This window comes from Catenibacterium faecis (genome assembly GCF_014306455.1).
Taxonomy (GTDB): Bacteria; Bacillota_I; Bacilli_A; order Erysipelotrichales; family Coprobacillaceae; genus Catenibacterium; species Catenibacterium mitsuoka_A.
The window spans coordinates 1-14372 of sequence record NZ_JACRWG010000057.1 but is presented as its reverse complement, the minus strand read 5'-3'; the positions used below and the strand labels follow the sequence as shown (position 1 = coordinate 14372).

Annotated in this window: 15 protein-coding genes, 1 tRNA gene and 1 riboswitch; of the genes, 14 read left to right on the top strand and 2 right to left on the bottom strand. The window is 33.7% G+C overall.

The features are described 5' to 3' along the window. The first annotated feature begins 205 nt into the window (after nt 1–205). The 5 genes from H8909_RS10805 to H8909_RS10785 all read left to right on the top strand — a co-directional run bounded on the left by H8909_RS10805 (nt 206) and on the right by H8909_RS10785 (nt 3339). Nucleotides 206–649, top strand: coding sequence for a hypothetical protein (locus H8909_RS10805; protein ID WP_187012842.1), 444 nt, complete (start codon nt 206–208; stop codon nt 647–649). 76 nt (nt 650–725) lie between these two features. Further along, on the top strand, nt 726–1400 hold the full coding sequence (gene trhA / locus H8909_RS10800; RefSeq protein ID WP_117458856.1) for a PAQR family membrane homeostasis protein TrhA: 675 nt from the start codon (nt 726–728) through the stop codon (nt 1398–1400). A 70-nt stretch (nt 1401–1470) separates the two neighbouring features. Next, on the top strand, nt 1471–1977 hold the full coding sequence (lspA, locus tag H8909_RS10795) for a signal peptidase II (RefSeq protein WP_022424987.1): 507 nt from the start codon (nt 1471–1473) through the stop codon (nt 1975–1977). Beyond that, complete coding sequence (locus H8909_RS10790; protein ID WP_022424986.1) at nt 1947–2867, top strand: RluA family pseudouridine synthase; 921 nt, start codon at nt 1947–1949, stop codon at nt 2865–2867. Before lspA ends, H8909_RS10790 begins: the two co-directional genes overlap by 31 nt. Beyond that, complete coding sequence (locus H8909_RS10785; RefSeq protein WP_117458853.1) at nt 2860–3339, top strand: deoxycytidylate deaminase; 480 nt, start codon at nt 2860–2862, stop codon at nt 3337–3339. Before H8909_RS10790 ends, H8909_RS10785 begins: the two co-directional genes overlap by 8 nt. 25 nt (nt 3340–3364) lie before the next feature. Here the strand turns inward: H8909_RS10785 and H8909_RS10780 are convergent, their stop codons facing one another. Next, nucleotides 3365–4282, bottom strand: coding sequence for a ribonuclease HIII (locus H8909_RS10780; RefSeq protein WP_117458852.1), 918 nt, complete (start codon nt 4280–4282; stop codon nt 3365–3367). Nucleotides 4283–4387: 105 nt separating this feature from the next. Here H8909_RS10780 and H8909_RS10775 point away from each other — a divergent pair, with 105 nt between their 5' ends. The 8 genes from H8909_RS10775 to H8909_RS10740 all read left to right on the top strand — a co-directional run bounded on the left by H8909_RS10775 (nt 4388) and on the right by H8909_RS10740 (nt 13504). After that, on the top strand, nt 4388–5176 hold the full coding sequence (locus H8909_RS10775; RefSeq protein ID WP_187012841.1) for a CvpA family protein: 789 nt from the start codon (nt 4388–4390) through the stop codon (nt 5174–5176). A 1-nt stretch (nt 5177) separates the two neighbouring features. Next, nucleotides 5178–7478 (top strand): endonuclease MutS2, encoded by a 2301-nt coding sequence (locus H8909_RS10770; RefSeq protein WP_202985959.1) that lies wholly within the window; start codon nt 5178–5180, stop codon nt 7476–7478. After that, complete coding sequence (gene uvrC / locus H8909_RS10765; RefSeq protein WP_187012839.1) at nt 7471–9240, top strand: excinuclease ABC subunit UvrC; 1770 nt, start codon at nt 7471–7473, stop codon at nt 9238–9240. Before H8909_RS10770 ends, uvrC begins: the two co-directional genes overlap by 8 nt. 55 nt (nt 9241–9295) lie before the next feature. Next, nucleotides 9296–10447 (top strand): M15 family metallopeptidase, encoded by a 1152-nt coding sequence (locus H8909_RS10760; protein ID WP_187012838.1) that lies wholly within the window; start codon nt 9296–9298, stop codon nt 10445–10447. Continuing rightward, nucleotides 10444–10911, top strand: coding sequence for a metallophosphoesterase family protein (locus H8909_RS10755; protein WP_187012837.1), 468 nt, complete (start codon nt 10444–10446; stop codon nt 10909–10911). Before H8909_RS10760 ends, H8909_RS10755 begins: the two co-directional genes overlap by 4 nt. A 67-nt stretch (nt 10912–10978) precedes the next feature. Next, a riboswitch (Lysine riboswitch) is annotated at nt 10979–11145 on the top strand. Between the two features lie 60 nt (nt 11146–11205). Beyond that, complete coding sequence (locus H8909_RS10750; RefSeq protein WP_187012836.1) at nt 11206–12018, top strand: transporter substrate-binding domain-containing protein; 813 nt, start codon at nt 11206–11208, stop codon at nt 12016–12018. 8 nt (nt 12019–12026) lie between these two features. Further along, complete coding sequence (locus tag H8909_RS10745) at nt 12027–12755, top strand: amino acid ABC transporter permease (protein ID WP_117458845.1); 729 nt, start codon at nt 12027–12029, stop codon at nt 12753–12755. Between the two features lie 11 nt (nt 12756–12766). After that, nucleotides 12767–13504: an amino acid ABC transporter ATP-binding protein gene (locus H8909_RS10740; protein ID WP_187012835.1), complete on the top strand. Its 738-nt coding sequence runs from the start codon at nt 12767–12769 to the stop codon at nt 13502–13504. A 122-nt stretch (nt 13505–13626) separates the two neighbouring features. Here H8909_RS10740 and H8909_RS10735 read toward each other — a convergent pair. Beyond that, nucleotides 13627–13703, bottom strand: a tRNA-Arg gene (locus H8909_RS10735). Between the two features lie 235 nt (nt 13704–13938). On the opposite strand from H8909_RS10735, the gene H8909_RS10730 reads away from it, so the two are divergent. Further along, a complete protein-coding gene (locus H8909_RS10730) occupies nt 13939–14259 on the top strand; it encodes a hypothetical protein (RefSeq protein WP_187012834.1) in 321 nt (106 codons plus the stop codon). Nucleotides 14260–14372: the final 113 nt, after the last annotated feature.

Here is a 14372-nt window from a genome sequence, read left to right as displayed (position 1 = left end):
ACCACCTCTCTTTGATTATACTATTATATCGAGATGCACACTAGAGTTTTGGGGGATTTGAGTTTGGTTATATATTTGTGTCCGCGCAACAAAGGCGCGGGGAAATGGAGAAAATCATGAAAACTTTAATCTACTTAATAGTTATCAAATAGAATCATGGAATGGGGGACGTGTCCATAAAATAAGACATAATCTCATTCATTTAATGCGTGGAGAAATCTATACAATAGAAGGAAAGACATTCTTTACCTTTGGTGGAGGCTGTTCTATTGATCAGCCATTACGTAAAGAGAATGTTTCCTGGTGGCCACAAGAAATGCCAAGCAAGCAGGAATATGAGAATGGATTAACACATTTAGAAGAAGTCAATAATCAAGTAGACTATATTATAACTCATACTGCACCTGATGAAACAGTCTACTTCCTTTCGACAATCAAACAATATAGAATAAAAGGTGATGTCTATCAGGAATTTCCTCTAACGACTTATTTAAATGACATACAAAAGAAAACAAGCTATACTCATTGGTATTTTGGGCATTTTCATGTAGACAGAGAATTATGGAGAAATCAGACAGCACTCTTTAATACAATATATGAATGTGAGTCTCATCGTATCATTAAACAATGGAATACATATGAATGTTAGCATCTAGACTTCGATACTAGATATATTGACATTAAATAATAGATATGTTAAACTTGCTGTACAAGAGGTGATCAATATGAAACGTACAAAATTAGATGAACGTGTACTTCCTGATTATACACGTGGTGAAGAAATATTTAATATGGTGACTCATATAGTAGGGGCAGCTTTTGGTGTTGCAGCACTTGTATTATGTATTATATTCTCATGTTTACATCATAATGGATATGGACTTGCATCTGGTATTGTTTATGGTGTATCAATGATACTTTTATATACAATGAGTTCTATTTATCATGGTTTATCTCCTAATTTGAAAGCAAAGAAAGTATTCCAGATTATGGATCATTGCAGTATCTTTGTATTAATTGCAGGAACCTATACACCAGTACTTTTATGTTCTGTAAGACAGGCAGATCCATTCTGGGCATGGGTATTATTTGGTATTGTATGGGCAGTCACAATTCTAGGGATTACATTAAATGCCTATGATATCAACAAGTTTGCGAAGTTCTCTATGGCATGTTATTTAGTTCTAGGCTGGTGTATTGTCTTTAAGTTTAATTTACTTCCAGGTACTATTGGAATGAATGGTATTTATCTATTGGTTGCTGGAGGCGTAGCATATACAATCGGTACAATCTTCTATGGATTACAAGAAAAAATACATTATATGCACTGTATCTGGCATCTATGGATCTTACTTGGTAGCATTCTACACTTTCTATGCATCATCTTATATTGCATGTAACAGGCTTACGCCTGTTTTTCTTTTATATCTTTTAAAGACATGCTATAATCGTTGAGGAAAGGATGATTAAATGAAAAAAATAAATTTTAAATACGGTTTTTTATACTTAATCACATTTATTATTGTATTAGGTGGCGATTTAGTAACGAAACTTGTAGTCAATGAATCAATGCAGTTAGGCCAGAGCTATCAGGTCATTAAAAACTTTTTTTATTTCACTTATATTCATAATACAGGTGCCGCATGGGGTATGCTTTCAGGGCATTTCTTTATGTTCTATGCGATTTCTATTATTGCTGGTATTATGCTTATTTATTATTTTATCAAGAGTGATAAATCCCAGGTCTTATTAAGATTTGGAATTGTGCTTATATTTAGTGGTATGCTAGGAAATCTATATGATCGTGTTGTTTTTCATTATGTAAGAGACTTTTTAGATTTCTTTGTATTTGGTTATGATTTTCCTATTTTCAATATTGCCGATATGGGTGTTGTAATAGGTGTTTTATTAATCATCTTAGATTTAGGAATTGGAGAATATAAACAATGGAAATACAATCAATTACACCAGAATTAGAAGAAAAAGGCTTGCGTTTAGATAAAGTAATCTTAAATCATATGCCTGATCGTTCACGTACTGAGATTCAGAAATGGATTAAAGCAGGACAGGTTATCGTTAATGATAATGTTGAAAAAGCTAACTATAAGGTAGAAGAAGAGGATGTCATCCAGGTCACTTTACCAGATCCTCAAAGTACTGAAATTAATCCTGAAAATATCCCATTAGATATTGTTTATGAAGATGAAGATGTGATTGTCGTCAATAAACCTACAGGTATGATTGTTCATCCATCAGCAGGTATTTATTCAGGAACACTTGTGAATGCATTACTCTATCATTGTCATGATTTATCAGCAATAAATGGTATTACACGTCCTGGTATTGTACATCGTATTGATAAGGAAACAAGTGGTCTATTAATGGTTGCAAAAAATGATAATGCCCACCGTTCATTATCTAAACAATTAGAAGAACATTCAGTTGTACGTCGTTATGTAGCACTCGTTCATGGTGTTATTAATCATAACGTAGGTCGTATTGAAGCACCTATTGGACGTGATAGCAAAGATCGTAAGAAGATGGCTGTCACTAGTAAGAATGCCAAGGATGCAATCACTAACTTTAAAGTATTAGAACGTTATGATGATATGACACTTATTGAATGTCGTCTAGAAACAGGTAGAACACATCAGATCCGTGTTCATATGCAATATATTGGTCATCCAGTTTATGGTGATCCTCAATATGGCTTTAGAAATGATGATAACACACATGGACAGTATCTACATGCTAAAGTATTAGGTTTTGTACATCCTAGAACCAATGAACATATGTACTTTGAAGCACCTTTACCTGATTTCTTTGAAGAAAAAATCAAAGAACTAGGAGGAGAATACAATGGATAAGCAGATCATTACATGGGATCAGTATTTCATGGGAGTAGCTAAACTCTCTGCTTATCGTTCTAAAGATCCTAATACGCAAGTAGGCGCTTGTATAGTAAACAGTGATAATCGTATAGTAGGGGTAGGATACAATGGTCTTCCAAGAGGATGTGAAGATGATAAGTTCCCTTGGACTGTAAGAGAAGGAGCTTTATATGATACAAAGTATCCTTATGTTGTACATGCCGAGTTAAACGCAATACTTAACTGTACTCAGAAGCTGCAGGGTTGTCGTATCTATGTTTCTTTATTCCCATGTCATGAATGTACAAAAGCAATCATTCAGAGTGGTATTAAAGAAATTGTCTATGAAGATGAAAAATACAAAGGAACAGAAAGTGATAGAGCAGCTAAACGTATGTTAGATGTGGCTGGTGTTTCTTATCGTAAAGTTCCCGCATTTGAAATAGAAATAAAAAAAGAGAATCAATAATGATTCTCTAGATGAAGAAGAAGGCCTATAGGCCTTCTTTTAATTTCTTTAATGCTCCCTTAACTCTCTTCATATTAGTGAAATTCAACTTACATACTTTAGTAAGAATCTTATCACCATACTTGTGCGCAAGTTTAACAGCCACGATTTCGGCATTAGTGCCAGCCCCTCTAGCAAGGTTCATCTTTAAACTCTTTGTCATACTAGCAAAATATTGTAGATATGCATAACGAGAAATGATTTCTGCAGCTAATACTGCTAAATACTGTTCATCAGCATTGGTTTCAAAAATCATATCTTTTACGACAATAACTTCACTCTTTAAATAATTATAATAAGTCTTAGGTGAAACGAATTGATCAATAACTTTAAATTCAACACTCTTCTTCACTTTCTGAAGAACATTCACAACAGCCTGGTTAAATAGGCGTGCACGAATGTTTGCCTGGTTGATTCCACTATCAATCATCTTATTATAATGTGAGTTATCTAGTACTAGTAGTGATGAAATGAGATGTCCTTTTAATAGTTTAGCGTAATTGATAATTTCCTGATTAGACAAATCATCGATATTATCAATATGCAGGTTTTTAATGATCTCAAGTGCTTCATCATCGGCATAGCATGCAACGACACAAAGCGGCCCAAGAAAATCAGCAGATCCTGTTTCTGCAGCACCAATATGTGGATGCATACATAAGTGATCTGAATTCTTTTCCTGCTCAATCTTTTTTGCTAAACTTCTAGACCAATGCTTTGCTTCATGCACCGCATTCTGTCCTAAAAAGCTTGCTTCATAATTCGATGTCACTTCGATGTCACAGCCAATAGCATGAGCTTTTAAAAGAAGGTTCTCGCTTTCGAATGGAACCATCTGACTGTCATAAAACTTCTTCATCTTGTTTAAAATGTTTTCATTAATCAAAAATTTAATTGGCTCCACTATATTCACCTCACATGTTTTATTTTATCATAAATTTCATTTTTTTGACAGTATAAATTTCATTTGTTATAATTAAGAACCGACAACGTCAAGGAGGTAAGTGTTATGAGTTTTCTTGATTTGATTCTTATCGCTTTTTTGTTATATATGTTTTTTAGTGGATATTCCAAAGGTTTTTTCTCTACATTATATGATTTAGTAAGCTTTATAATCATGATGCTTTTTATCTATTTTAACGTAGAAACTATTTCTTCTATTATCCAGATTTATAAGCCTGTAAATGATCCTTTATCACAATTAGGTGGTTCAGTTATAAATATGTTGATAGTCTTTATCATTATGTTTGTTGTTCTAGAAGTGATCCGCAGACTCATAGGCGTTCTTATTAAACCTTTAGTCAATCAATTGACTGATCATTTTGCACTCACTGCTTTTGTCAATCATTTATTAGGTGCGTTGCTTCACGCATTAAAGGGTGTATTTATCTCCTTCATGGTTATGATAATGGTTATTATTCCCTTCTTTGGACCTGATATCTTAACTAATTCTAAAATAGGACACTTAATCATAGAAGATGTACCAATTATCTCACAAAAAGCAATCAATGAAGCAAGTGCTTATGGAAGCTTATTAAAGGGACAACATACACTTCAACTAGAAGATCAAGATATATTAAAGAAGATGATTATCGCTAATAATCACGCCTATGATCATGGAATATTAGATGAGCATGATGCAACACAGTTTGTCTATACACAATTAGGCCCTGCTTTAATGAATCAGCAGGTCATTATACCTCATGAAGAAAAACTTCAATTTATCTCTTTATTAAATAAAACACCTTATACAGAAACAGAAAAGAATACGATATTAAATAATATAGGAAGTGAATAAAATGTTAGATAGTTATAAAGTCTTAGAATTTCCAAGAATTCTAAATAGTATTGCTGGCAGCTGCCGTACAGAGATTGCGAAAAAGAAAGTATTACAATTAGAAATGTATGATAATCTGGCTGATTTAAATGAAGAACAGAATCGTTTAGAAGAAGCCATGACTATTCATCGTATTATGGGTACTTTACCTCTTGCGCCACTTCATGATATCAGTGCATATCTTGCAAAAGCGAAGATGGATGGTATTTTAGCACCTGAGGAGCTTATGGCTATTGATCATATGTTAGAAAATATCTTTCAGGTAACTTCTTACTTTAATGCTTATGAAGGAGAAATTATTCTCTTAAGAGACTTAGTGGAAGGCTTAGAAGGGGATAATGGGTTACATATAGAAATCAATAGATGTATTATGCCAGATGGCTCTATCAGTGATCATGCCAGTGAAACACTTTATCGTATTAGAAAAAGCATGCATGCGTTAGAAGGACGTATTCGTCATTCTATGGAAGGGTATTTAAAGAGTGAAAAGAATTCATTAAGTATGGATACTCTCTCTAGCAAAAATGACCGTTTAGTTCTTGCAGTTAAAGCACCTCATAAAAATGAAATCAAAGGTTTAGTACATGCTACAAGTGCTTCTGGGCAGACATTCTTTATTGAACCAGAAAGTGTTGTTGTTATGAACAATGAACTTAATGAATTAAAGAGTCAGGAACAGACTGAAATCAATAAAATCTTACAAAGCCTTACAAGACGTGTTAAGTATAACTATACAAGATTCTATTTTGATCAGGAACTCATGTCTGAACTAGATTTTATTTTTGCGAAAGCACGTTTTGGATGTGATTATGATTGCATTAAACCTGATATCAATGAATCAGGTGTTCTCTCTTTAAAACAGGCTAGACACCCACTTATTGATCAAGAAAGAATTGTACCTAATGATATTATTATTGATGGTAAGATGTTGATGATTACTGGTTCTAATACCGGTGGTAAAACTGTTGCTTTAAAGACTGCAGGATTACTTTCATTAATGGCAATTAGTGGTTTAGCCGTGCCAGCTATTTCAGCTTCTATTCCATTCTTTGATGCAGTCTATACCGATATTGGTGATGAACAATCTATTGAGCAGTCTCTTTCAACATATTCATCACATATGAAGAAGCTTATTTATATCTTAGAACATGCAACATGTCGTTCTTTAATTCTTATTGATGAAATTGGGTCTGGTACAGATCCACAAGAAGGGGCATGTCTAGGAGAAGCTATTCTGGATACTTTATTAAGACGTGACTGCCGTATTATTGCATCTACTCACTATGGTGAACTTAAGAGCTATGGGCAGTCAAGAGATGATATTACTCTGGCATCTGTTGGATTTGATGTAGAAACAATGCGTCCTACATATAGATTAAAGCTTCATTCTATTGGTTCATCTTATGCCTTTGAGATTGCTGCTTCTTTAGGTCTTGATCACGAGATTATTGATCAAGCTTTACATAATAAAGAAGAACGTATGAGTGAAGCAGAAAAGCTAACCGAGAAGCTTACTAAACAGAGTGCTGAATTAGATGAAAAAGAAGAAAGAATCAATACGTTACTTGCTGATAATGAAAAACTTCATAATCGTTATGAACATCAGCTATCTGTTGCCACAAAACAGAAAGATCGTATTGTCGAAGAGGCACAGCAGGAAGCTAATAAGATGCTTGAAGAGGCTAAGAAGACAATTGATGAATTGACTAAAGATATTATGAATCAAGGTGCTTTAAAGCCTCATCAGGTGACTGCAGCAAAACATGCATTAGATCAGCAGAAATATGAAAAGAAAGAAGTAGTCAAGGTACAGGATCATGTCTTTAAAAAAGGTGATCATGTTAAACTTGATAAAATGAATAGAGAAGGGGATGTCCTAGAAGTTAAGAAGCATGAATTGCTTGTTGATTTAGGTGGTCTCCAGGCTCGTGTTAAGGATACTGATGTAACATTCATGCATAGTGCCTCTAAACCTCAGAAGGTTAAAAAAGCAGGCACAAGACAGCATATGAAGAAGACTGGACATTATGAAGTCAATGTCATTGGTATGCGTTATGAAGAAGCGATGAATATTGTAGAAAAGTTCTTAGATGACGCTTTATTACTAGGTTATCCTTCAGTACGTATTGTGCATGGTATGGGTAAAGGTATTTTACGTAATGGTATAAGAAAGAAGCTAGACCATTTATCGTATATCAAGGAATATCGTGATGGTGGGCCAAATGAGGGTGGTTTAGGTGTAACGGTAGTTAGCTTTGAATAAGAATCTAGACTATATTAAAAAGAAGCTTTCTCTGCTTCCTATGTCTCCTGGCTGTTACTTAATGAAGAATACAGACGGAAAAGTTATTTATGTAGGAAAGGCGCGAAAACTTAAAAATCGCGTCTCTTCTTATTTTACAGGAGCACATAACTATAAAACCACAAAATTAGTCGATCATATATGGGACTTCGACTATATTGTGACAGGCAGTGAAAAGGAAGCATTATTACTAGAAATTAACCTTATTAAAGACTATACACCTGAATACAACATCATGTTCATGGATAATACCTATTATCCTTATATTGAACTCACTGATGAAACCCATCCAAGACTTAAAATAGTAAGAAAAACTAAAAATAAAAAAAATAAGTACTTTGGTCCTTATCCCGATGCCACTGCTGCTAGAAATACTTTTAAATTATTAAATAAGCTTTACCCATTAAGAAAGTGCAATCATGTACCAGATAAACCATGCTTATATTATTCTTTACATCAATGTCTAGGTCCATGTATTAATGAAGTTGACAAGAGCCAATATGATGAAATTAGAAAAGAACTGATTTCTTTTATACATGGTAATACCAAATCTAAAATAGATGAACTCACTGAAAAGATGATGACAGCTAGTGAAAATCTTCAATTTGAACTTGCGAAAGAATATCGTGATCTCATTCGTTCTATAGAATATGTCACAGCAAAACAGAATGTCCAATTTGGAGACTATAAAGATAGAGATATTTTAGGTTATTTTATTGATAAAGGCTACATTAGTATTCAGCTCTTCTTTATGCGTGAAGGTAAACTTCTCTATCATGATTTTAATTTAGAACCAGTAGGAGAAGATTTTGAAGAAGATTTGATTCGTTTTTTAGTCACTTATTATCAAACACATCCAGAACCTTATGAACTGCTTATTCCTCAGGATGTTGATCTAGAACTATTAACTGAAATATTATCCTGTCATGTTCTTCAGCCACAACGAGGAGATAAGAAATCCTTAGTAGAAATGGCTAATAAAAATGCGAAAGAAGCATTAGAAAAGAAATTCTTGTTAAAAGAGAAGACAGATGAAAAAACAATTCTTCCTATTATTGAATTAGGCCAAAAACTAGGTATTGATACACCACATACAATTGAATTATACGATAACTCTAATATTCAGGGTGCTTATGCAGTCGCTGGTATGGTTGTATATAAAGACGGTGTACCATCTAAAAAAGATTATCGTAAATATAAGATCAAGACAGTAGAAGGTCCAGATGATTATGCAAGTATGAAGGAAGTTATCTATAGACGTTATTATCGCTTACTTATGGAACAAAAAGAAATGGCTGATCTCATAATTGTCGATGGTGGACTAGGACAGATCAAAGTTGCCAAAGAAGTGATAGACAGCTTAAATCTCTCTGTACATATATGTGGTTTATCCAAGGATGATAAACATTCTACCGCAATGTTGCTAGATGAAGATGGAAACCAGGTTCCTATTGATACAAAGAGTCCTTTATTCTTTTTATTAACGCGTATGCAGGATGAAGTGCACCGTTATGCTATATCATTCCACCGTCAGGTACGCTCTAAATCCTTATTTAGTTCTATATTAGATGAAGTAAAAGGAATAGGGGAAGCACGCAAGAAGAAGCTTCTTAATCATTTTAAGAGTGTTAAAAAGATGAAGGAAGCATCACTGGAAGAACTAGAGGCAGTTATTCCTAAAAATACGGCATTAAAGCTCTATGAAGTACTACATAAAGAATAATCTATACACTCCTCATGATATACTATATAATTGACACTAGAGAGCAGGTGATTTAATGGAAAATAAGCGCAAGTATCTGTTTATTACAGTCATTGCATTATTTATCGTTTCATTCTATACAATTAATCTCCGATTTGATCCATTCTATCGTGTCAATGGCATCAATAACGATAATAGAATGATCATCGAAAAGTATTTAAGTAAAGAAGAACAGAAATATCTTGTAGAAAACAGAATTCCTCTTTACCATTTTATGAAATATATCAAATATGATGATTTCTATCTTCCATATTATCAATATTATGAACTACTAGAAAAAACAGGGCGTTACTCTACAAATAAATCTATCCTACAAACAGGCAATGAATTAGCAACTAAACTCACTGGTATCTATAAAGGTGCATCTTATGATCAAGCAAAAAAACTTGTAGAACATGATTTAGAAGCAGGATATTTATATAATCAGAACTTTGATTTTGATAAACTACAAATATATTATGAAATGAGACCTCTTTATGAAGATTATAGTTATGTAGACGATACAGAATACTATATTGAATTATTAAAGAATCGTGGACTAACAGATAAAATGATTCTTTCATTTTTCAAACAGGCATGTGCTAATTACTCTCGTTATGGTTTAACAACACTTATGACTCAGGCAAATAATCCTGATATGTTCTTGATTCCTGATCCTTCAGCTCTTTTAACTACCTTAAGTGATCAAACTTATATAGGTGCTTATGTTCCTCATAACCTTGTCTTAATGTCAGATATTCATCGTTTAAAATATGCCATGTATTTAAATAATGACGCTTATGACGCGTTAAAGAAGATGATTGATGCCATGCCTGATGAGATTGCGAATGACTTTTATGTTAAAGAAGCTTATACAAGCTTTACTGACTTACAGTATTCAAATCCTAACCTTGCAGGTAAAGATGAAAGACAATTGGGTCATACAGTTTCTATTGCATCTAAATCCATTGCCTATCAGGAGTTTGAAACATCTGCCCTGTCCCAATGGCTTGAAGCACATTCATATGAATATGGTTTTATATTACGTTATCCAAAACGTATGGCATCTTCTACAAATCATGTGTATGATGCACATTATTATCGTTATGTGGGTAAGAAGAATGCGAATAAGATTTATAAAGAAAATAGTTGTATTGAAGAATATAATCAGAAGGAGGCAGCTGAATGAAAAAAATTGTAATTATGTCAGATAACCATGGTGACATGAATATCTTAACAGATATTAAAGTTTTAGAAGATGATGCAGATTACTATATCCATTGTGGTGATAGTGAATCATATCAATTATGCGATTTAGATGAATTTGTTGCTGTGAAAGGAAACAATGACTGGAGTCTTGATCTTCCACAAACTGCAAGATTAGATATTGAAGAAAGACATCTTCTGATTACTCATGGGCAGTTCTTTGGTTATTTTGATCGTGAAAAGAAAATGCTGGACTTTTTAAAGAAATATAATGGAGATGTTTTAATCTCAGGACATACACATATGCCTCTTGTAAAAGAAGAAAATGGTTTCTGGCTTATTAATCCTGGCTCTACTTCATGGCCACGTGGTGGCAGCAAAAGATCTTATGCAGTGATGACTATTGATGGTACAAATGTAGATGTTAGAATTAAAACATTGGAATAATGATACAATTTATTAAATAGGATTGACTTTTTATATCTTCCTATTATAATGGGCATGTAAAGTCAAATATAAAGATAGAGGAAGCGATGCATCAGAGTAGTATGAGGAGTCGGCAGACTAAGAATCATATGAAAGGTAATCATCGCCGAAAGAAGATAAGTGGCAGCTTATGGTCTTGGGGATTCAGGAAATACCTGTCTCACTCCTTCATGATGAAGAGGCGTTATCTAATCGTTAAAAGCTATGCGATAACGTATGGCTTTTTTTCTATTTTTATATAGAAAGGGGAATATTATGAAAAAGACTTTAATTACGCTTGCAACAGCAGCGCTTGTATTATCAGGATGTGGATCATCTACTAAGGATGACAACACTTTTACAGTAGGGATGGAAGCAGCTTACCAGCCATTTAACTGGCAGACTTCTAAGAAAACAGATACTGCAGTTAAATTAGATGGTGGTGCAGGTTATGCAGATGGTTATGATGTTGTCGTTGCCAGCAAAATTGCTAAAAAATTAGGAAAGAAACTTGTAGTAAAGAAGATTGCATGGGATGGTTTACAGCCAGCTGTAGAATCTGGTGAAATCGATGCTATCGTTGCAGGTATGACTGCAGATAAGAAACGTGAAAAGGGATTAGACTTCACTACACCTTATTATCAGAGTGAAATGGTTATGATTGTAAGAAAGAACAGTCCAATGACTTCATTCAATGATATCCAGCAGTTCTCAGGATATAAGGTAACAGGTCAGAAGAATACTAACTATGATACAATCATTGATCAGATTAACGGTGTAAAACATCAGACACCTAAATCAACTTATCCAGAATTAGTTGTAGCTTTACAGCAGGGTGATACAGATGGTATTACTGCTGAATTACCAGTTGCAAATGGTATCGTACAGGCTAACCCAGATTTATCAATCGTTAAGTTTGCAGATGGTCATAACTTTAATGTAGATACTGCAGTATCAATTGGATTAAAGAATAATACACGTAAGACTGCTGAATTCAAGAAGATTCAGAAGGCTTTAGATTCTATTTCACAAGAAGAAAGATTAAAAATCATGGAAGATGCTGTTAAGAGAGCACCTACTGAAAAATAGGAGATAAAATGAAAATAGATTTTCAATATGCATGGAGTCAGTTAATTAATAACTGGCCTCTATTCTGGTATGGTATTAAGATGACAATCGCTTTTGCGGTTGTTGGTACATTAGCTGGTTTAATTATTGGTTTAATTATTGGTGCCATTCGTTGTGTACCATTAGATCCACTAGATAAACCAGTAACAAGATTCTTTAAACGTTTAGGACGTTTTATTACAGGCTTTTATGTATGGGTATTCCGTGGAACACCTATGATGGTTCAGGCCGTATTCCTTTATTACTTATTCAAACCAGTATTACATTGGAATAACTTTACAGCTGGCATGGTAATTATTTCAGTAAATACAGCTGCCTATATGGCTGAAATTATTCGTAGTGGGATTCAGTCTATTGATCCTGGGCAGATGGAAGCAGCTAAGTCTTTAGGTATGACAAATACTCAGACTATGATTTCTATCATCTTCCCACAGGCTATTAAGAATACATTCCCATCACTTGGTAACCAGTTTATTGTTAATATTAAGGATAGCTGTATGTTAAATGCGATTTCAGTTGTTGAATTATTCTTCCAGGCACAATCAGTGGCTGGTACAAACATGAGATATATCGAAGTGTATCTTGTTGTTGCAATTCTTTACTTAATTCTTACAACTGTAGCTACATTTGTACTTAACTATGTTGAAAAGAAAATCAATAAGACAAACACAGTTACTATCAAGGATAACTGTGCTTAAGGAGGAAAGAAATGAATACAGTAATTGAAATTAAACATTTAGAAAAACATTTTGGTGACCTCCGTGTTCTTAACGATATTAATTTCACTATCGAACGTGGTAAGGTAGTTACTATTATTGGTTCAAGCGGTTCTGGGAAAAGTACATTACTAAGATGTATCAACCTTCTTGAAGTACCTGATGCAGGTGAAATTCTATTTAATGGACAAAATATCCTTAAAGGTGATTTAGATGCTTCTACATATCGTAGTAAAGTAGGCATGGTATTCCAGAACTTTAACTTATTTAGTAATAAAACAGTTTTAGAAAACTGTATGATTGGACAAATCAAAGTATTAAAGAAATCTAAAGAAGAAGCCCGCGCTGAAGCAATGAAACAGCTAAAAGCTGTTGGTATGGATAAATTCGCAGATGCTTCTAGTACAAAGCTTTCTGGTGGTCAGAAACAGCGTGTTGCGATTGCAAGAGCTTTATGTATGAAGCCAGAAGTACTTCTATTTGATGAACCTACAAGTGCCTTAGACCCTGAAATGGTAGGGGATGTATTAGATGTTATGAAGGAACTTGCGAAAGAAGGTTTAACAATGGCTGTTGTGACTCATGAAATGCAGTTTGCAAGAGAAGTCAGCGATGTAGTATGTTTCATGGATAAGGGTGTTATTGCAGAAATGGGAACACCTGAAGAAGTATTTGAACATCCTAAAACAGAACGTGCTAAACAGTTCTTATCACGTTATTCTAACAGATAAAATATTGACTCAAGAGATAGCATAAAAGCTGTCTCTTTTCTTATATAAAAAACTGGTAAAGAAATATCCTTACCAGCGATAAATAAAATAAAAACCTCGGATATACCGAGGTAATTAACAGATGGCGTCCACGAGGGGATTCGAACCCATGACCGCACGCTTAGAAGGCGTGTGCTCTATCCAGCTGAGCTACGTAGACATTTGTTTTTCAACTGCTTGTTTATAATAGCATATAGATCATTTTAATGCAATAAGAAAATGAAAAAAATGATTAAATACCTATCTTAAGGTTTTCTCACACTTTAAATAATAAACAAACTGTGTATATATTATAATATTCATATAACATTTAGAGTATTTTTAAATTGTATTATAATATATATTGAAATGATAAATTGTTAGCGCTATCATATATACATATGGGAGGAATCAAAATGAATAAGAAACAGAAACTCGTTTCTACTACATTATCTACAGTAACAGCATTATCATCTGTAGGTGCTATCTCTAGTTTGCCTAATACCGTTATTAAGAATGTTCAAGCATTAGATGAAAATACAGTAGAAACAACTCAACAGGTACAACCAACAGTTAGAACAGATTTAGAAAAGGAAGTAGAAGATAAGAACTCTACTGTTATTTCTAATGGAGCTGCATTACAAGGAGCAGAATATCAGAAGAATAGTTCAGAGGAAGCATTAAACAATGCGAAAACCAACAAGAAAGAAAATGATGAAAAGCTTACTACTTGTTAAACCGCAAACTCTACCCATCTGATAACTGCAAATTATATTACCCTATATAATAATGTATTCTTATAGCGACCGCAGTTTATTTCAATCAATAAATCATAGATAAAGAAAAGATG